12 protein-coding genes are annotated in these 20345 nt (G+C 39.8%); 6 read left to right on the top strand and 6 right to left on the bottom strand.

Features of this window, described 5'->3' with window-relative positions:
- Positions 1 to 106: 106 nt before the first annotated feature.
- Positions 107 to 619, top strand: coding sequence for an alpha-ketoglutarate decarboxylase (locus tag PP181_RS05155; RefSeq protein ID WP_154917195.1), 513 nt, complete (start codon positions 107 to 109; stop codon positions 617 to 619).
- 2 nt (positions 620 to 621) lie between these two features.
- On the opposite strand, the gene PP181_RS05150 is transcribed toward PP181_RS05155, so the two are convergent.
- The 4 genes from PP181_RS05150 to PP181_RS05135 all read right to left on the bottom strand — a co-directional run bounded on the left by PP181_RS05150 (position 622) and on the right by PP181_RS05135 (position 4557).
- Entirely contained in the window at positions 622 to 972 is a 351-nt protein-coding gene (locus PP181_RS05150) for a hypothetical protein (RefSeq protein ID WP_272636248.1), read from the bottom strand.
- A gap of 17 nt (positions 973 to 989) precedes the next feature.
- A complete protein-coding gene (locus PP181_RS05145; RefSeq protein ID WP_272636247.1) occupies positions 990 to 2270 on the bottom strand; it encodes a metal-dependent hydrolase family protein in 1281 nt (426 codons plus the stop codon).
- Positions 2271 to 2344: 74 nt separating this feature from the next.
- The gene (gene galE / locus PP181_RS05140) at positions 2345 to 3361 is read right to left on the bottom strand and encodes a UDP-glucose 4-epimerase GalE (RefSeq protein WP_272636246.1); all 1017 of its coding nucleotides are present in this window, start codon (positions 3359 to 3361) and stop codon (positions 2345 to 2347) included.
- Between the two features lie 41 nt (positions 3362 to 3402).
- The gene (locus PP181_RS05135; protein WP_272636245.1) at positions 3403 to 4557 is read right to left on the bottom strand and encodes a DegT/DnrJ/EryC1/StrS family aminotransferase; all 1155 of its coding nucleotides are present in this window, start codon (positions 4555 to 4557) and stop codon (positions 3403 to 3405) included.
- A 91-nt stretch (positions 4558 to 4648) separates the two neighbouring features.
- Here PP181_RS05135 and PP181_RS05130 point away from each other — a divergent pair, with 91 nt between their 5' ends.
- From PP181_RS05130 to PP181_RS05120, 3 genes are all read left to right on the top strand, one after another.
- On the top strand, positions 4649 to 5887 hold the full coding sequence (locus PP181_RS05130; RefSeq protein ID WP_272636244.1) for a 3-deoxy-D-manno-octulosonic acid transferase: 1239 nt from the start codon (positions 4649 to 4651) through the stop codon (positions 5885 to 5887).
- Between the two features lie 455 nt (positions 5888 to 6342).
- Positions 6343 to 6513, top strand: a complete 171-nt coding sequence (locus PP181_RS05125) for a hypothetical protein (RefSeq protein ID WP_161598196.1) — start codon at positions 6343 to 6345, stop codon at positions 6511 to 6513.
- 542 nt (positions 6514 to 7055) lie between these two features.
- Complete coding sequence (locus tag PP181_RS05120) at positions 7056 to 8939, top strand: helix-turn-helix domain-containing protein (protein WP_272636243.1); 1884 nt, start codon at positions 7056 to 7058, stop codon at positions 8937 to 8939.
- Between the two features lie 478 nt (positions 8940 to 9417).
- Here PP181_RS05120 and PP181_RS05115 read toward each other — a convergent pair whose 3' ends face one another.
- Together PP181_RS05115 and PP181_RS05110 are read right to left on the bottom strand one after the other, a co-directional pair.
- Positions 9418 to 11172 carry a RagB/SusD family nutrient uptake outer membrane protein gene (locus PP181_RS05115; RefSeq protein WP_154917203.1) on the bottom strand — a complete coding sequence of 585 codons (1755 nt, stop codon included), beginning with the start codon at positions 11170 to 11172 and terminating at the stop codon, positions 9418 to 9420.
- A 25-nt stretch (positions 11173 to 11197) separates the two neighbouring features.
- The gene (locus PP181_RS05110) at positions 11198 to 14395 is read right to left on the bottom strand and encodes a SusC/RagA family TonB-linked outer membrane protein (RefSeq protein ID WP_154917204.1); all 3198 of its coding nucleotides are present in this window, start codon (positions 14393 to 14395) and stop codon (positions 11198 to 11200) included.
- Positions 14396 to 15171: 776 nt separating this feature from the next.
- Here PP181_RS05110 and PP181_RS05105 point away from each other — a divergent pair.
- Both PP181_RS05105 and PP181_RS05100 read left to right on the top strand, forming a co-directional pair.
- Entirely contained in the window at positions 15172 to 16893 is a 1722-nt protein-coding gene (locus PP181_RS05105; RefSeq protein WP_272636242.1) for a sulfatase family protein, read from the top strand.
- A gap of 451 nt (positions 16894 to 17344) precedes the next feature.
- Positions 17345 to 20143, top strand: a complete 2799-nt coding sequence (locus PP181_RS05100) for a helix-turn-helix and ligand-binding sensor domain-containing protein (RefSeq protein ID WP_272636241.1) — start codon at positions 17345 to 17347, stop codon at positions 20141 to 20143.
- Positions 20144 to 20345: the final 202 nt, after the last annotated feature.

Below are 20345 nucleotides of genomic sequence, written 5' to 3'. Positions count from 1 at the left end.
ATCTTTAGAAGAAATTTGTACAAAAATACAACATTTACAATATCTAACGGAATGCTGATTGGTATTATTGGAAAATTTTAAGGTTTCAAACAAATTTTTAAAATCAATGGATAAAAAAATCCTTTTGACTTGTCTTTCAGTGTGCGCCCTGTCTTTTATTTATTCCCAAAATACCCAAATAACCAACAGTTTTTGGCGGGATGTTAGGTACGGGGGAAGTCTTGGACTTAACTTTTTTAGCGGTGGTTTCAATGCTTCCGTATCGCCTAGTGCTATTTATCCATTTAGCGACCGGTTTTCTGCCGGGACGAGTCTCAATTTCAACTATGCGAAATTCGACGATGACGAACTAATGGCCTATGGAGGCAGTCTTCTTTCCCTTTACAATCCCATTCCGGAAATACAGCTCTCCGCAGAATTGGAGCAATTGAGAATTAATAGAACCTTTGAAGCCTTTCCCAACACTATAAAGGATAATTATTGGTCCCCGGCATTATTTTTAGGAATTGGATACAGTACGTATAATGTAACGGTAGGATTAAGGTATAATCTCCTATTCGATGAGGATAGAAGTATTTATACCAATGCTTTATTGCCCTTCATTCGTGTGTTTTTTTAAGGTCAGTTTCCATAACGCCTTTTTGATCGTACCTTTTTCAATTCCCTTTCCAAAACAAAAAAAGATACTTGCTCCGCGACCTCTACGGCATCCATGGCATCTATTTGTCGAAGTGTATGTTCAGGGACATCGATGACATACAGCAGGTTTAGGTACTCATCAAAACGTTCCATGAGCAATACGTACAATTTTTCCTTTACCAGGAGGGACAGGTTTTGGGGAGAAATAGCATCTTCCAGTTTTAAATTGCAGTTCGCCAAGAGAAAATCCTTCTGTATTTGCTGTAACAAATCCAGATAAAGCCCTTCTTCCTGTGACCTTTGCAATAATTCCAATACCTTCTTTTCCTCCACCTTCTCCGTATAATTTCCTATTCAGATACCGATTTAAAGATCTCGCCCTCTTTCATTACAAAAACGACATCTTCCAAGGCGCCCACATTTTGCAAGGGATTTTCGTTGACCGCGACAATATCGGCTATAAAACCTTCCTTTATCTGTCCTAAAGTCTCCATCCCCAAAAGTTTGGCATTGGTAATCGTTGCCGCCTGCAAGGTCTCAAGAATGGGCATGCCAGCCCGATGCATATATCCAAACTCCTTCCCATTATCACCATGGGGCGAAACACCCGCATCCGTACCAAAGGCAATGGGAACTCCCTTTTTATAGGCCTTGGCAAAGGTCTTCTCCGAGTAGGGGCCAATTTCCAAGGCCTTCTTGGCCACCACCGGCGGAAAGTATCCCGGTATCTTTGCCAACCGTGCCGCTTCCTGACCTGCCGAAATCGTTGGGACCAAATACGCATCGTATTGAATCATCAATTCCATGGTCTCTTCGGACATCAGCGTTCCATGCTCAATGGTCTTGATCCCTCCTTTTATGGCCCGCTGCATACCTTCATCACCATGGGCGTGTGCGGCGGTGAGCATTCCATAGTCCTTGGCCGTTTCCGTAATCGCCCGTACCTCCTCAACGGTGAACTGGGGGTTCTGCCCATTTTTGGCGACGCTCAGCACGCCCCCTGTTGCCGTTATCTTGATGACATCCGCGCCATTCTTATAGCGCTGGCGCACTGCCTTTCTACCATCTTCCGGGGAATTTACCACGCCCTCCTTTGGACCCGGATCCCCCATAAGGTCATCCCGAGTGCCGTTCGTGGGGTCTGCATGACCACCCGTAGTGGCAATGGACTTACCGGCCGTAAATATTCTAGGCCCCACAATGGTGCCCTTATTAATGGCGTTTCTTAGTGCGATGTTCACACCAGAACCACCCAAATCACGAACGGTGGTGAATCCCGCCATCAAAGTTTTCTTGGCGTAGATGGTGGACTGGAACGCAACATCGGCTTCGTTCTTGGTAAATCGCTCCAAGTATCGGGAAGGGCTGGATTCACTTTCAATATGCACGTGCATATCAATAAAACCGGGTAGGACGGTCTTTGATTTCAAATCCACTACCTGATCGGCATTAGTACCTGAAACGAAGCCATTTCGGATACTTTTTATCAATCCGTTGGAAACAACAATGGTCCTTTCTTCAAGCAGCTTGCCGGATGTTACATCCAAAATTTTTCCACATTGCAGGTAGGTGTCCTGGGCGCTCACCAGGCCTACCATCAAAAACATTAAAAATACCAGTAGATTCTTCATACGATACGTGTCTAAAATAAATAAGGGGAAATATAACCATATTTCCCCTTAGAACCGATTCCTTACTCAGGAAATCATTTTCTGATTTTTTGTTCCCAATCCCAGGCTGATTTCATAGCCTCGTCCAAAGTATATTGTGATTTCCAACCCAACACGGAATTGGCTTTGGTGGTATCGGCATAGGCCGTTGTGATATCGCCCGGTCTTCTTCCTACGATCTTATAGTTCAATTTTTTGCCTGAAATTCGTTCAAAACTACCAATAACCTCTAAAACCGAACTTCCTTTTCCCGTACCTACATTAAAGACCTCATAATTATCGGTATTCTTCCCGGCCAACAAACGTTCCAAAGCTACCACGTGTGCCTTTGCCAAATCAACGACATAAATATAGTCTCTGATACAAGTTCCGTCCTCCGTGGGATAATCGTCCCCAAAAACCGAAAGTTCCTTTCTAAGCCCAACACCCGTTTGGGTAATGAAAGGCACCAGATTTTGTGGTACTCCATTGGGCAACTCCCCTATTTCGGCACTGGGATGTGCTCCCATGGGGTTGAAATAGCGCAGTGCAATGGCATTTAAATTAGGGGTTACATTGCAGGTATCCCTAATGATTTCCTCGCCCATTTGCTTTGTATTACCATAAGGTGACTCCGCTTCCTTTACAGGGGCGTTTTCAGTAATGGGCATTGTATCCGCCTGCCCATAAACCGTACACGAAGAACTGAATATAAAACTGGCCTTGTTCTTTTTGCTCAATTCCTTGAGAATGTAGACCAAGGTGCCAATATTGTTTTCATAATATAACAAAGGTTTTTCAACGCTTTCGCCCACGGCTTTGGAAGCCGCAAAGTGGATAACTCCCTCCACATCTGGGTAGCGTTGAAAGAAGTCCTTTACCTTCTCCCGTTCCTTTAAATCAAATTTCTCAAAGATTGGTTTTTTCCCCGATATTTTTTCGATGCCTTCAAGCACTTTTTCATCGGCATTGGAGCAATCATCGATGATGACGACCTCAAATCCTTTTGCCTGAAGTTCCACAACAGTATGGGAACCAATAAAACCTAGACCTCCGGTTACGAGTATTTTCATAATTTTAGTTTACAAGTGCGAAAAGTACTCTTTGTTTTTGTTTAATTGTTCATAAACTCGATAACCTTCCCGGTAATGAAGGCGATTTGTTCATCATCCAATTCCGTATGCATCGGCAGGGATATGACCTCATTCACCAATTGGTTGGTCACTTTAAAATCGGCCTCGTCATATCTTGCATCCAAATATGCTTTTTGGCGATGTAAGGGAATAGGGTAATAGATTCCACAGGGAATATCGTTTTCCGCCAAAAACCTTACCAGACCATCACGCTTTCCATTGGTTATCCGTATTGTGTACTGATGGAACACATGGCAATCACAGGTTTCGCAAATACCCTCACAGGAATTGACCGTTTTTGGGAGTACAATATCCTTATGGCCTTTTAAAGCCGCATTATATTTCCTGGCGGCCGTTCTACGGGCATTGCAATACCCATTCAACTTTGGGAGCTTTGCCCGAAGCACAGCAGCCTGAATGGAATCCAGCCTGGAGTTTACCCCAATTACATCGTGATGATAACGCTCGTACATACCGTGGTTTACGATGCCCCTTAAGGTATGCGCCAAATCGTCATCATTGGTGAAAATGGCCCCACCATCCCCATAGCAGCCTAAATTCTTTGACGGAAAAAAGGAGGTTGCCCCTACGTGTCCAATGGTTCCGGCCATTTTCCTTGTTCCATCGGCCGACAAATATTTCGCTCCTATGGCTTGTGCATTATCCTCGATTACGAACAAATTATGTTCTTCCGCCAAGGCCATGATGGCATCCATATTGGCACATTGCCCAAAGAGATGCACGGGAACGATTGCCTTGGTTTTTGGAGTAATGGCCCTTTCAACGGCCTTTATATCTATATTAAAGGTTTCGGGATCTACATCCACCAAGACCGGCGTAAGTTGCAACAGGGCGATTACCTCTACGGTAGCAGCGAAGGTAAAATCGGCCGTAATGACCTCATCCCCTGGTTTCAAGCCAAGTCCCATCATGGCAATTTGTAGGGCATCGGTTCCGTTCGCACAAGGAATGACATGTCTCACTCCCAAATACTCCTCCAGTTCCTTTTGAAATGCATGGACTTCCGGACCATTAATAAAGGAAGTGGATTCCAATATCTGGGAAATGGACGCATTGACCTGTTCCTTTATTTCCTGATACTGACCGCCAAGGTCTACCATTTGTATTTTTTTCATGTTGTGGCATTATATGAAGCAGGGCAAAAATACGAAACGTGCCACAATGATTTTCTGGAAAGAACCGTAATTTAGTCGCAAACAAATCAAATTGCGCCATCTTTACTCCTTTATAGTCGTGCTAACTTGGCAAATCCTAAAATTGGTAGGCTTTGTAAATCCAAAGATCTCAAAATTTGTGAATGGGCGTAAAGGGGTTGTGAAGTCGCTGAAAGTTCAATTCACCAAAAACGATAGGATTATCTGGTTACATGCGGCCTCCTTGGGGGAGTATGAACAGGGACTGCCCATTTTGGAGGAATTGAAAAAGGAATATCCCCGGCACAAAATACTACTGACCTTTTTTTCGCCCTCTGGATACGAAGTGAAAAAGAACGCTTCGCCAGCGGACCTCACCACGTATTTGCCTTTGGACACTCCGCGAAACGTGCGCTCATTTTTGGATGCCGCCAGACCGGAGTTGGCCATTTTTATCAAATACGAAATCTGGCCCAATTATCTCTTTGCCCTGGAAAGTAGTGGAATCCCAAGTCTCCTGATTTCGGCTAGGTTCAGTGCCGATAAAATCTATTTTAAAAACTACGGTAGATTCATGCGAAAGGCCCTTTACAGGTTTTCGCACATTTATGTACAAGACAAACTATCCTTGGAGCTACTTGAAGGAATTAACATAAAAAATGTGCGTATTGCGGGGGATACGCGTTTGGACCGTGTATCCAAAATCTTGAAAAGGGACAATACCTTGGAAATTATTGAGAATTTCTGCGGACAAAATAAATGCCTTGTTGCGGGCAGTACATGGCCCGATGATGAACGGATACTGACAAACTACATCAACCATGCACCAAAGGACCTAAAATTCATAATCGCGCCCCATACTATAAAAAAAGGCCCTATTAACCATCTCTTTCAATCCATTCAAAAAAAGGCCGAACTATATTCCAGTATTTCACAAAAAACCAAAGATGACACGCAGGTATTGATTATAGATTCCATAGGTGTATTGACAAAAATTTATAGCTATGCAACAGTGGCCTTCGTGGGGGGTGGATTTGCCACGGGCCTGCACAATACCTTGGAACCTGCCGTTTTTGGGATTCCTGTAATTATCGGCCCTAATTATAAGGGTTTTTTGGAAGTAGAGGATTTGGTGAAACTGGGAGGTATACTTCCCATTAAGGATGAAAAAGGATTTAAAAGTGCTGCGGACAAATTGCTTCAGGATGCAATAACCTCCCAAAAAATAGGACAGATAAATTCACAATATATCTTAAATAATAAAGGGGCTAGCATCCAAATCATGGAAGGAATCCGTACATATTTGAAGTAATCAAAGTCATAGAACAGATGAAATGCCCCAAAATCATCTATCCTTTACTCCTTCTCATCCCCTTTATTTTTAGCTCTTGTTGGGATTCCTTTGTGAATTCGAGGGATAACAAGAATAGGGAAGCCCCTCAGAAAATGGACTCTATAAGAATTGATTCCAGTTCTTTTAAAACCCGACCTCCTGAAAAACAAATCAAGCCCAAACGGAACAAAGCTTTGGACACATTAAAACCTGGAATTGCCATGATACATCTGCTTACCAAAGATTGAATTTTGAATTGAAGGCAAGGCAGTGTTATAGTTTTTTAAAGGGCATTTTTCTCCCTTAATCGAATTAAGCCCCTGTTTTTCAGAAACTTTGTTTTAAAATCGGTATATTGAGAAGACTTTCAGAGTAAAGTAACTAAGAGATTATATTAAAACTAAATTTATACAACCGCCGTGAAGTTGGCTTGTATGAATCTCGATTATCGAGAAAAGAACGCTAATAAGAATATGGAACAGGAACTATCTTTTGGGGTGAAACTCCTCAATGGTTTTTTAAAATTTATGATTGCCTGCCTGATAGGAATTTTGGTGGCCATTCCAATAGCTCTAATTTTGGATTGGTTGGGCATTATCGATTAGTAATTACAGTAAATGTAAATTTGGGATGCGCACCGTGATGGGGCCATCCTTTTTTGTTTATAACATCGGCGAAACGTTCGAGATTATCGACAAAAGGCCTAATTTTCAAGATGTCCGACTACAAAATTTATGTCTTACACAACGCTAAACCACTGTTAGACAACAACAAATACAATTAAAGATTTAATTATGCGTACTTTATTGTAAATAACTTTAAAGTAGGTAATGTTATGAACAATTTATCATTTAAAACTGGGGTTGACGCTTACTTGTCAATTCTGATTATTGCGATGAACGCTTTTTTGGCAGTAGTTGCAGTAGGATCCTTATTGGCCTTGTTTGGCCTAATTTAAACCGTTAAATCCTTCAATTATAGATTAAAATCTACAATCTCTAATTCACCCTCCTTATGGAGGGTTTTTTTATGTTCTTCTATTACATTATTCAGAGTACAAAGCCCTTGAACTCTCAATTATCTAACTTTTAAATGATTACAGAAAATCAAATGAATTTAATAATATAGGGCAAAACAGAAATAGTATTTGACCAGTAAATTTAATATTTTAGAGTTCTCTAAGATAGATAATGACGGTTTGAACAGAAGCTCCAAAATATTCGTTATTGTTTTCATTACAATACACGCATCAGTATTTTCCCAAAAACAAAAAACAGACAGTATTACGGGGTATTTTACTCGAATTGAAAAATTGGTTTCCGAAACAAAAGATCAAAATAAATATAAGGAAATCAATACATTAACAGCAATGAAGGACAATGTTTTTGGCAAGGAAAAAGCCGATATCCTTCTTCAATTATGTCACCTCTATAAATACCGTAACATTGAAATCTCAAACAACTATAACCAAGAAGCACTGGCCGTATCCGAGCAATTGAATTATCAACATGGAATTTATAAGGCCAAATACAATATGGCCTATCTCATGTTTGTCCAAGGAAATTTCAATCGTTCCATGGAAGTCATCAATGGATTACAAAAAGTAATCAATTATAGCAGATATCCACAAACGTACGCTGAATTTGAAAACCTAAAAGCCGACATATATACCGAAAGAGGGGAATATGATAAGGCTTTGGAAACAGGACTGAAACTCTTAGATATAGCCGAAACTACCAAAAATAAATTCATCTTATCCAAAGCCCATGCAGCTTTGTCCCATTATTATCTCCGTTTGGAAAACTATCAAAAAGCTTTGGAGCACTGTTTGAAAGGACTAGATTATATTATTGAACAGAAGGACACCCACTACATTTTTCAAAAAGTAGATGAAATAGCAAGAATGTGCGCAAAACTCGGGGATAAAGAAGCTGCCCTAAAGGCTTATGACTTTTATTTAAAATTGGAAAAAAATCTCTACTCCCCAGGCAGTTATATTCAAAGCGTGGTCTACATGAACATGGCAGACATTTACCTTTCAACTGGGGAGTACGAACGATCTAAAAACTACCTGGAACAGGCAATAACTATGGTGAACGCCAACAACTATAGATTCAGACTACCTAGAGCACTGATGATACAGGCGGAGCTATTTCTTAAAACGAAGGATACAGTCAGCGCCATTCTCACCTATGAAAAGAGTGTGGATGCTGCAGAAAACATAAATGCTTTCGATGTTATAAAATCCAATATCTTGGTTCTAATGGATTTATATGATAAAGTAGGTGAACCGGATAAAGTAATTGAGAATAAGACAATGTATGATGCCATTCGAGACTCTTTATTCAACAATGAAAAGGAGCAACGCATCGTTATTTTGGAAGCTAGAAGGAAGATAAAGGAAGCTGGCTTAAAGCAGCAGGCATTGGAATTAGAGAACATGTCACAAAGAGCTGAATTAACCGCCATTATAACGGCTTTGGTCTTAATTCTGGTATTTGGTTTGTTCGTCGTTATCGTCTACGTTAAATTCAAGGAAAAAAACAAGGTAATTTACAGACGAACAATTGAAAATCTTGAGGCGCAATTAAGAACAGAAAATAAAAAGATTCCCACTAAACTTGCAGAGATAAAAAACGACGATAAAACTGTTACAACTATAGACGATAACATAAAAGAAATAATACTAAAAAGATTAAAAAAACTGGAAGAAGAGCTTTTCTTTATAGATTCTGATTGTAATCTACATCAATTGTCTGAAAAGCTCAAGACAAATCCCAAATACTTATCTCAAGTAATCAATATTGAAAAAGGCTCTAACTTCAACAATTACATAAATGAACTTAGGATTAATCATCTCCTAACAAAACTCTTACAGGACGAAGAATTTCGTAATAGAAAACTTAGTTATATAGCAGCCTCAGTAGGTTATAATAATCTTAACACCTTTAATTCAGCCTTTAAAAAGAGACAGGGCATATTACCGTCGTTCTTCATAAAACAGTTAAACGAAGAAACACAAAAAGGTTAAGACAATTTTATAAAAAGAAAAAGGTAGTACGGGAACCAGTACTACCTTTTTGAAATTAAAAAAACTAACTCTAACATTTTGTAGCCCTAAACTACATATACAATTTACGTTAAAAACCAGTCACTTAACTTGAAAATAGAGGGCAATTCTGTAAAATTCATGAATTTTAGAAAGAGAAAAGAATTATTAAAGGAACGACCAAAATAATAGTCAAATGGCATAGCATAAAACGCTTTTCCTATGTATGAACAAGAGTTTTAAAGAATCATTCTTTAATGGTATCTTTCAGAAAGAAACTTATTCTCTTTAATAGTCGATAAAATTGGATATCCGTTCCATGAAATATCCAGAAATCAATCAAACAGATAGTTACGGACAATTTTAATACCTACTCTTAATACTGTAACCCAAAACTAGAAAAATGCCCGAAGAAATGTTTCTTCGGGCATTTTAAACAATTAACTTAAAAAAATACTTTCTAATATGCTGGATCTTGGGTCAATGTTGGCTGCCCATCCAATGCGGAACGATCTATAGCTTCCAAGGGTATTGGAAAAAACTCATGCTTTCCAGCGGTAAAAGAACGACCTTGCAGGTAGGCACGATGTTGTGACTCACTTGCAATGTAGGCATTCAACACCTCGGCTGACACACCCCATCGTTGAAGATCAAAAAATCTATGACCCTCCATTGCGAACTCCAGTCTCGTCTCAAAACGTACTGCCTGTCGGGCCAAATCTTGATCGGTCCAAGGGTCGTCATAGGTTGCAATATCGTAATTGGCGGCCGGCGTACCTTCTTCAATGGTAAAATCGTTTCTTTCTACACCTTGAATGGCATTAGGTACGAAACCTTCCGGATTAGCAGCCCTACTCCTTATAGCATTTACCAATTCTCTCGCCCTCTCTAAGTTACCTAATTCAACTTCTGCTTCAGCTAGCCACAAATAAATCATGCTCAACCTCATGATGCGATAGTTATTGGCAGAAAGGTTTTGCCAGCCACCTTGACCGAATGCCTCGGGCTCCGCAACATGTTTCATGGAAAACCATGGGCCCGCATAGGAAAGATCACGTACAAAATCGGTTTGATAGATTTTAAAGCCTTTATAAAGAATCCCTGGCCTTCCAACAGTATGGTCGACTCTTGGGTCTAATGTAGTGGTCACTACTGAGGAACCATCGGCATTAGTATCTGGTGAAACATCTGTATCATCAAATGTTTCCAATAATGGCAAGCCATTCTCGGTTTGGTAGGCATTGACCAAGTTTTGTGATACTTGATAGAAACCGCAACAACCCCATGGGTCTGTATAGGGGTGCGCCAGACCAATGCCTCTATTAGCAGCATCACCAGTAGCACTATTTATAGCATATTGAACTTCAAAGATAGATTCTGCATTGTTTCGTGTGGCCACCAAAAAGTTGTCTTCAAATTTATCCACCAACTGAAATGGCCCATTATCAATGATATCATCCAGAATTATTTTCGCTTCACCCAATTTAGCAGTGTTTGCAACACCATTGTCATCCCATCCCTGATACATTTTTGCTTTTGCCAAAAATGCCTTAGCAGCCCAACTAGTTGGCCTACCTACATCACCTTGTGTATCCGGCAATACGGCAGCAGCCGCTTCAAAATCGGCCTCAATTAATGGCCATATTTCACGATCATTAGGAATCTTGGTGCTTTCTAAATCGTTAAGGACGAAGTTTTCCTCACTGATGTAAACGGGCATACGCCACATTTTTCTTGCCTCAAAATGAAAGAGTCCCCTTAAAAACCTTGCTTCTGCAACAATTTGTGCTCTTCTTTCATCTGTTATTCCTTCTTCAACAAGTGCCAATGTATTGATTACATTATTGGCTCCAGCAACTCCTTTATAAAGTCCTCTCCATTTATCTCGAATATGCACATTGAAGGCTTGAAAATCGTAAGCCTCAATAAAGGACTGTTCCGGCTGGTCACCGGCGTCAGTACCTTTCAAAGCGTCATCTGAGGCAATGTTGAAAACCCAATTATGAATATCATTGTGCCAGGTCTGACCAGTAAGTCCACCGCCTGGAACCATTGTGTATGTAGCAATTAAAAGACCCTCAACCCCTTCTGGAGTCGCAACATCACCTTCACTGAACCGACCCTCCGGTTCCCTGTTCAAATAATCGTCACTACAGCCTGTCGCTATTACCAGGAAGGCTATGACGGCCCTAAGAATAAAATTTCTCTTTTTCATATTAATTATATCTAACATAATTTTTTTAATTTAAAGTTACATTAAGTCCCAATAGGAAAGTCCTTGCTACAGGCATGAAACCTCCGTCGTAACCAATATCTATACTATTTGGTGTTTGAATTTCGGGATTTAGACCTGAATATTTTGTCCAAGTAGCCAAGTTTTGTCCTTGAATGTATACTGACGCCCTGGAAACTCCCGGAAGTGAATTCAACAGATTGTCAGTGAAATTATATGTCAATTGTACGTTCTTTATCCTAAAGTAGCTACCGTCTTCAACAAAATAAGAAGATGGACGGCTACTTACTTGATCGTTTGCATCCATTATGGGAACGGTGGCACCTGGATTGGCAGCAACCCAGGTAGATGGATCTGCTTGAGGATTTGTAGGCTGCCAAGCATCATATAAAGCCCTTCTTGAGCGGTTACCTTGGAAGGTGTTAAAATCAGCGAAGTACCGTACGTAGTTGTAAATATCATTGCCTTGAGATCCGTTTCCAAAAATGTTCAAGGCCAGATTTTTATAGGTGAAATCCAAATTGATACCGTAAACAAAATCCGGATGTGGATTACCTATTACTGTTCTATCGTCATCATTTATAACGCCATCTCCATTTATATCCGCAATCTTTAACTTACCTGGAGCATTATAGGTGCCGTATTCCGGCCAAGCATCCGCCTCTGCCTGTGATTGGAAAATACCAACCGTTTTAAATCCAAAAAAGGAAGAAAGTGGAGATCCTGCCTGAGTAACGGTAAGCGATGGTACCCTTCTGGAACCCCCTAAGAATCTAGTGGAAGGATTATCATCTAATTTGTCAACATTATTTGTATAGTGTGAAAAATTTGTATTGATACTATAGCCAAAATCACCTTTTTTGTCACTAAAGCCCAGAGCCAAGTCTACACCATTATTGGTAATACCACCTACGTTGAAACGCGGAGCATCCGCTTGTCCAGCTGTATAGGTTGGAGGAATCTGGAACAACATATCCGTCGTAACCCTGTTATAAACATCAATTTCAAAGGAAAGTCTGCTATCCAAAGCAGTAAGATCCAAACCAATGTTATTGGTCGTCGTAGTTTCCCATTTTGCGTTAGGGTTACCAAAGGCCTGGGGCGCAAAACCAATCGCAGGGGATGAAGGGTTGCCGTCTATAGGATAACCTCCCGTGCCAATGTTGGATTGAAAGGTGGTAAACGCATTATAGTCCCCTATTTGCTGATTCCCTGTCTGACCCCATCCATACCGCAATTTAAGGTTGTCGATCCATCCTATATTATCCATAAAACTCTCGTCCGAAATGCGCCAACCCAAACTAAATGCAGGGAAGATTGCACTTCTGGAGGCCGATTGGAATCTGGAGGAGGAATCATTTCTTAATGTAAACTGCGCCAAATATTTACCGTTGTAGTCATAATCTATTCTTCCAAACTGAGACCAAAGCGAATAATCCTGTTCCACAAAACCATAGTTGGTCGCTGTAGTGGCATTACCTAAATTAAGGTAACTTAGAATATTGGTCGTTTCAAAGGCAAATCGTTGTCTAGAAGCCCCAAAACGTTCCTCAAATTGTTGTATACTTTCAACTCCCAGGAAAGCGGTAACGTTGTGGGCATCGTTAAACGTGTTGGTATACGTCAATCCATTGGTCCAGGTCCATTGATACTCATATTCTTCCCTTGCTGTAGAACTGTTGATGAAGTTACCCTCAACATATTCGGGTTGCGGTCTTCCCAAATCACGTTCCCTTTGAACCCTACTATCCAAACCAAAACTTGAACGGATACTCAAATTTGGAGTAATTGCCAGATCAGCAAAAACATTTCCCAATAAACGCAACCTATAAGTCCTATCATCTTGATCTCTAGACAAAACCGCAAAAGGATTAAAGTTGTTACCAAGGTTTGCCCCCCTACTACCCGCAAAATTGCCGGCTATATCCCGTACGGGCAATAACGGATGGTGCTTGTAGGCAGCGGAAACCGCATTCTGTTCCTGGTCATTCTGAAAATTACCTTTTTGATTGTCAAAAGAGGCAGTAAAATTCTCGCCAATAGTCAACTTATTGTTGAATGCCTTGAATTCTGTGTTTGCCCGTAAAGAAATCCTGTTATAGCTGGCAAACTTTACAAGGTAATCTTGTTCAAAATACCCCAAGCTAAATGCATATCTGGCACTTTCAGTGGCCCCTGATGCGGAAATATTATGCTGTTGAATTGGGGCCGATCGAGTAACCTCGTTCCACCAATTTGTGTCCGCAGATCGAGTAATGGCATAAATATTACCTTCCTCTAAAGCATATAGACTTGGATCCGTCCCCGGATCACCTTCGTTCGCTCCACTTGGAAAGACAAAATCAGGAATCGTAACTTCTCCATTGGGGCCAAAAGTATATTGACCATGACTAGGCACTTTTCCTGCATAGATATCGGCCAAGTAAAGATACTCGCCCAGTTCACGGGCATTTAGTGCCTCCGGATCTTTCTCTGGAGAACCTATCCCATAATAGGAGTTGTATGAAATGGTAGGCTGTCCAAGTTTACCCTTTTTCGTGGTAATGATGATAACTCCATTTGCAGCACGGGAACCATAAATGGAGGCGGCAGATGCGTCCTTAAGAACTTGAAGCGATTCAATGTCGTTTGGATTAAAATTTGCTTGAGACTGAGTAGGAACACCATCAACAATGTATAAAGGAGCGTTATTGCCAACGGTACCAAATCCTCTAATTCTCACGGTAGCCTCACCACCAGGTCTAGCATCGTTGATAATACTTATTCCTGAAGCTCTACCTTGCAGTTGCTGAGCAAATGTTGTTGCAGGAACTGCGAGAAGATCCTCTGTATCCACAACAGAGACGGAACCTGTTAAGTCCTTCTTAGCCTGCGAACCGTACCCAGTCACAACAACTTCATCCAATTTACTGGCATCTTCCTCCATGGTAACATCGATGGTAGATTGACCGTTTACAGGAACTTCAACCGTTTTAAAACCAATGTAGCTAAACACCAATGTAGCGTTGTCATTTACATTATTCAAGGTATAATTACCGTCAAAATCAGTTTGGGTACCTGTCGTCGTGCCTTTAATCAAAACACTGGCACCGGGCAAAGGACCCATTGGGTCAGAAACCGTACCTGTTACTGTTTGGGCCTTTGCCAATCCAATGCATAAAAATGCACAAAACAGCAGAAAACCTTTAAAGAATGTACTCTTCATAAATAATTTAGGTTTAAGTTAATATTGATTGTTGTTAGTTAAAATAAATTAATGTCAATGGTTCGACCGGTTTTTAATCAAACACACCTATTATGATTGTTTTATGTTAAAAAATTAACATTCCTTAAAATTACCTTAACGGAATTGATCTTAGGTAAATTTCAAACGGGAAGAACTATCAAATTCATGAATTTTGGGGTAGAGGGGGTGAAAAAATAATCACAAATGCACAAAAACCGATTAATTATTAAGTGTATAATACACACATCAAAATATTGTTGATTTCTCAAAATAATTGATATTTTAATAAAAAATCACAAAAAATTAAATTGTATTTACATGCAAATTGAGGAGCCGTATTAGTCGCTAAATATTTAGAAAAACAATACGATTGACTTACAAACTCATTTGTTCCAACAAAATAATAGGTAAGTTTCAAAATTACATGCCAAATAAACATCTCCTCTAATTTAATCCAGCAGTTGGCGAAGTCCTATAAACATATAATTTGTAAATTAAAATTTTACAAAAGCTTATAACAAGATTGAACCTTTAAAAATCCGATGATACCACTACAATCACAGCGTATGAATTTTGACTAACATCCAACATATGAACTCAATTAAGAAATATCAACAAATTACGTTACCAACATATAGCGCCTTTAAAGATCTCCATAGGATTCCCTAGGTATCCCAAAAAAAGATAAACATGTAATCCAAATACTAATATTACTACTTTAAAGCCTAATTTATTCGCTAAAACATATTTTATCTATGAAAACTGAAACCGACTCAAAATATCTAATATTCAAAAACATCTTCAATTTTGTAGCTCTTCTACTATGTGTTTCTGTTTTTTTTGGATGTAATGAGGATGCAAAAGAAACACCCATAAAGCCAAATATTGTCTTTATTATGTCCGATGACCATGCCTATCAGGCCATTTCGGCATATGATAACCGCTTAATCGAAACACCCAACATAGACAGGATAGCAAAAATGGGGATGCTTTTCACGAATGCAAGCGTTACCAATAGTATCTGTGCCCCATCTAGGGCGACCATCCTTACCGGAAAACATTCACACCTAAACGGAAAAATAGACAATGTATCCCCTTTTGACACCACGAATGTAACCTTTCCCCAACTCCTACAAAAGGCAGGGTACCAAACGGCAATGTTTGGAAAACTGCATTTTGGTAACAATCCCAAAGGTTTTGACCAGTTCAAGATTTTACCTGGACAAGGATTCTATTATAACCCAGACTTCATCACAAAAAACGAAGGCGAGATCAATGTAAAGGGATACGTAACAGATATTGTAACCGATATGACCCTTGATTGGCTGGAAAACGAACGTCAAGCGGATAAACCCTTTATGCTTATGTATTTGCACAAAGCACCACACCGCTCGTGGTTGATGGCCGAACGTCATATGGCCGAGTTTACCCAGAAAAAATTCCCGGAGCCGGTCACCTTGTTCGACACCCATGAAGGTATGCCTGCCGCAAAAGTCGCCAAAATGAAGGTTGACGGTGATATGGGCTGGGCAGCGGACAGTAAACTATATCCAGAAGTTATGGATCAATTGGGATTGGAGGAGCAAATTGGTTTTGATAAACGTAGGTATGAAATGACGGTGGGCCGATTAGACTCCACCCAGAAAGCTACATTTGACACCTGTTATAGGGCCATTGCGGATGAATTTATAGCGAACTTACCCAACATGACCGAAACCGATATTGCCAAATGGCGCTATCAGCGCTATATGCAGGATTATCTGGGCACTATTAAATCCGTTGATGAAAACGTAGGTAGGGTGCTGGATTATCTGGAAGCCAACAATATGATGGAAAATACCATTGTCGTTTATACCTCGGACCAAGGATTTTACTTGGGCGAACATGGTTGGTTCGATAAAAGATTCGTGTATGACGAAAGCCTAAAAACACCTTTGTTGGTTTCTTGGAAAAACCATATAAAACCTGGAAGTGTTTCCGATGAACTAGTGCAAAACCTGGATTTTGCCCAAACATTTTTGGATGTTGCCGGAGTGGAGCAACCAGCGGATATGCAAGGAAAAAGTTTGGTGCCGGTGTTGACCGATGACATGGAAAATTGGGACAGGGATGCCGTATATTACCATTACTACGAGCACCCCTCCGAACACAACGTAAACAGACATTATGCGGTAATTACAAAGGATTACAAACTGATCCATTACTATTTTGATATGGATTATTGGGAATTGATAGACCGAAAAAAAGATTCGTTGGAGCAGCACAATTATTATGATGACCCTGCCTATGCCAATATACAGAAAGACCTCCACCAAAAACTGGATGCCCTGCGGAAGCTATACGGAGATTCCGAGGCCCTTAGCCAACGGTATATTGACGAATTTATGCCCCTTGCAAAGGAAGGAAAGGTTTATGGGGTTGAAGAAGAGATCTTAAAACCCATGGTGGAAAAATGGGAAAACTCGAAGAAGGATTGATCTACCAAATATCAAATGTAGTTCCACATATTTTTGATTAACAAAAAAGCCGACTTCTAAAAGTCGGCTTTTCCCTTTGTACAGGCGAAGAGACTCGAACTCTCACACCTTGTGGCACCAAATACTATGTTTGATTCAGAATCAAATCGTGTAACCTCCAAGTTTATTCAACGTATTTGATAAAATATAATCAATCAAATGCAGTAATATATAAGCAAAAATCACCCACAAAAATTCAAACAAAACCTTTAATCTTGCATAATAATACCCCATCACGGTTTAAAGTATATACAAGATTTGCTGACTTTTCTAAATTCCCAGTATTATTTATCAAAAGCTCAGTTCAATAAGGTTTTGTTTTTTGATGAAAGTTTGCTGCAATAATTACGATAAACAACACTGTCCTAAAGATGTGTAAAAATTATATCTTTAAGAAAAAGATTAATTATAGTTGAAAAACGTTGTATTATTTCTTGTAATATTCACTTCTATTGTAAAGGGTCAGGAACTTCCGCCAATCAAGAATTTTTCACCTTCAGATTTTGGTGCGGAAAACCAAAACTGGTCAATCTCACAGTCCAATAATCGCCTTATCTATGTAGCGAACAACAAAGGGCTTCTTGAGTTTAATGGTGCAGAATGGTTCTTATATCCGTCTCCCAATCAAACGATTATGCGGTCTGTAAGAGTAATCGATGAAAAAATCTACACCGGTTGCTACATGGAATTTGGATATTGGACAAAAAACCAGGTAGGTACATTGATATATGAATCCCTTTCCAACAGGTTCCGGGACAAACTCTTAGAGGACGAGGAGTTTTGGAATATCCTAAAAGTAGATAACCTAGTCCTGTTCCAGTCCAAAAAACGGATATACATCTATGACGAGGCAAGGCAAACATTGGAATATCTAGAGGCAAGAACGACCTTGCCAAGGATTTGGAAATTGGGAAAAACGGTTTTCTACCATACTATTGACGATGGACTTTATAAAATTAAAAATGGGGAAAAGGAACTGGTCAATAATGAGGTGTCGGTCACAAGTGACGAGGTTGTTGAAATCATGGATTTCAATGGTAAAATACTGATACTGACCAGACATAATGGATTCTATCAAATTTCAGGGGATAAAGTAGAACCATGGCCAACACAGATAGATGTGAATTTGGTGGATGCCTCGGTTTATACCGCTTTACGACTATCAAATAATACCATTGCCATTGGCACCATATCCAATGGACTTTTTTTGCTCAACCCAGAAGGCAAGCTACTTTATCAAATTTACATGGAAAATGGCCTTAGGAACAATACGGTACTCTCGTTGTTCGAAGATATGGACAAGAGCATCTGGCTTGGACTTGATAACGGTCTTGGACATGTAGACCTAAATTCTCCTTTTTTGATTTATGACGATATCGTTGGGGATATTGGAAGCGTGTACAGCGCCCTAGTATTTAATGAAAGGGTTTATGTAGGTACCAATCAAGGGCTGTTTTATAAGCCCATTAATTCAAAGTCCAATTTTCAATTTGTACAAGGTACGGAGGGCCAGGTATGGCAACTTAAGGAAATAGACGGGAAACTTTTTTGCTGTCATCACACTGGCACCTTTGTCATTGAGGATAAAAAAGCGAGGAAGATTGAAGGCACTGAGGGTTCATGGAACCTCCAGCCCGTAGGGAATTATGGGGACCTTGTGATACAGGGGGCCTATGACGGTCTATATATCTTGGAAAAAAAGGACAATATTTGGAAATTACGTAATAAGATCGATGGTTTTGGAAATTCTTCCCGGTTCGTTGAGCTTTTTGACAGTTTTATTTTCGTAAACCATGAATACAAGGGTTTGTTTAAAATTACCCCCGACAATGAATTTAAGAGGGTCAAATCGGTTGTGATAGATACCCTGCTTCGTGGGGATAATTCGGCCATTGTTTCCGCCAAGGAGGAACTGTTATATGCGGATAAAAAAGGTGTTTTCAAGTATGTCGATAATGCCGATAAATTTGTTAAGGATAGTCTCCTTAGCCGTATATATGGGGAATCCAACTATACTTCCGGCAAAATGGCCGCCATTAATGATGAAATATGGTTCTTTACCAAGGACAACATCAATAAGGTTTCAAAAAGTAGTTTGAACAATAAAAAGGTCGTTACACAAATCGAGTTGGGTGAATCCAGTAGAAATAGTATTTCGGGGTATGAAAATATCGCACCCCTGGAAAATCCAGGTAAATATATATTAGGAACAGGACTGGGCTATATTATTTTGGACAGTAATAAGAATAAGGACAAAAATTTCATTGTAGAAATAGCGGAGATCGAAGTATCGTCCTCCACGATGGAAAAAAATAACCGTCAACTTTTGGACAAAAACGAAAAAGGCGATTTAGAAAATCATGAGAACAATGTAGTAATCTCCTATTACACCCCAGAGTACGGAAAATACATCCGGCCAAAATACCAATATAGGTTACGTGGTATCTATGATACATGGAGCGATTGGTCCTTGAACCATACGGCAACTTTCAGCAACCTGCCCTATGGAGATTACCTATTTGAGGTCCGTTCCAAAATTGGTGATAGTCTTGCCGAAAAAACAGCAACATTTTCTTTTACCATCAAAAAGAAGTGGTATCAAACGAATATGGCAATCGCACTATATGCAGTTTTGGGAATCATAGGACTATTTTTCATGCATTTGGCATACAGGCGACATTACAAACAAAGACAACAAAAGTTGGTGGAAAGGACAGAAAAGGAAATGCGGATCGCCAAGGCCGAAAATGAAAAAGAAATTGTACGCCTTAAAAATGAACAGCTAAAACAGCGCGTTCGAATGAAAAGTAGTGAACTCGCCGCTTCTACCATGAGCCTTTTGAGAAAGAACGAGGTTTTAAACGAGGTAAAAAAACAGTTGGAGCAAAAGGTCAAAGACCCAACTATAAAAACACCTATTACAAAAATTATTGATGAAAGTTTAAATAGGAATGACGATTGGGAACTATTTAAGGAAGCTTTCAACAATGCCGATAAGGAGTTCTTGGGTAAGCTAAACAAATTCCATACAAATTTGACCCAAAATGACATTCGACTCTGCGCCTATTTACGCTTAAATCTTTCGTCCAAGGAAATTGCACCGCTTTTGAATATTTCTACAAAAAGTGTTGAAGTAAAGAGATACAGGCTTCGGAAAAAACTGGGCCTAGAACACGACAAAAACCTGGTGGATTATATCTTAAACCTATAAGGACCACCCTACAGTGGTTTGTTTTACCACTACATCACCTATACAAGCTTTATTTTTTAGCCCCATTAGTTGAATTGAACACAAAACTAAACAAGGTGTAAAACACTATTCAAACTAGGGTTTTGGGAATTTCTGTAGTGTTTTTTTGCCGTGTATGTTTTTTGTAGCGGTGAAATTTAAGAATACCTTAAAATTCGAGGCT

The organism is Maribacter sp. PR66 (assembly GCF_028464205.1).
In the GTDB taxonomy this organism is placed as follows: domain Bacteria; phylum Bacteroidota; class Bacteroidia; order Flavobacteriales; family Flavobacteriaceae; genus Maribacter; species Maribacter flavus.
The sequence above is the reverse complement of the archived record's forward strand: the minus strand, read 5'-3'. Positions and strand labels throughout refer to the sequence as shown.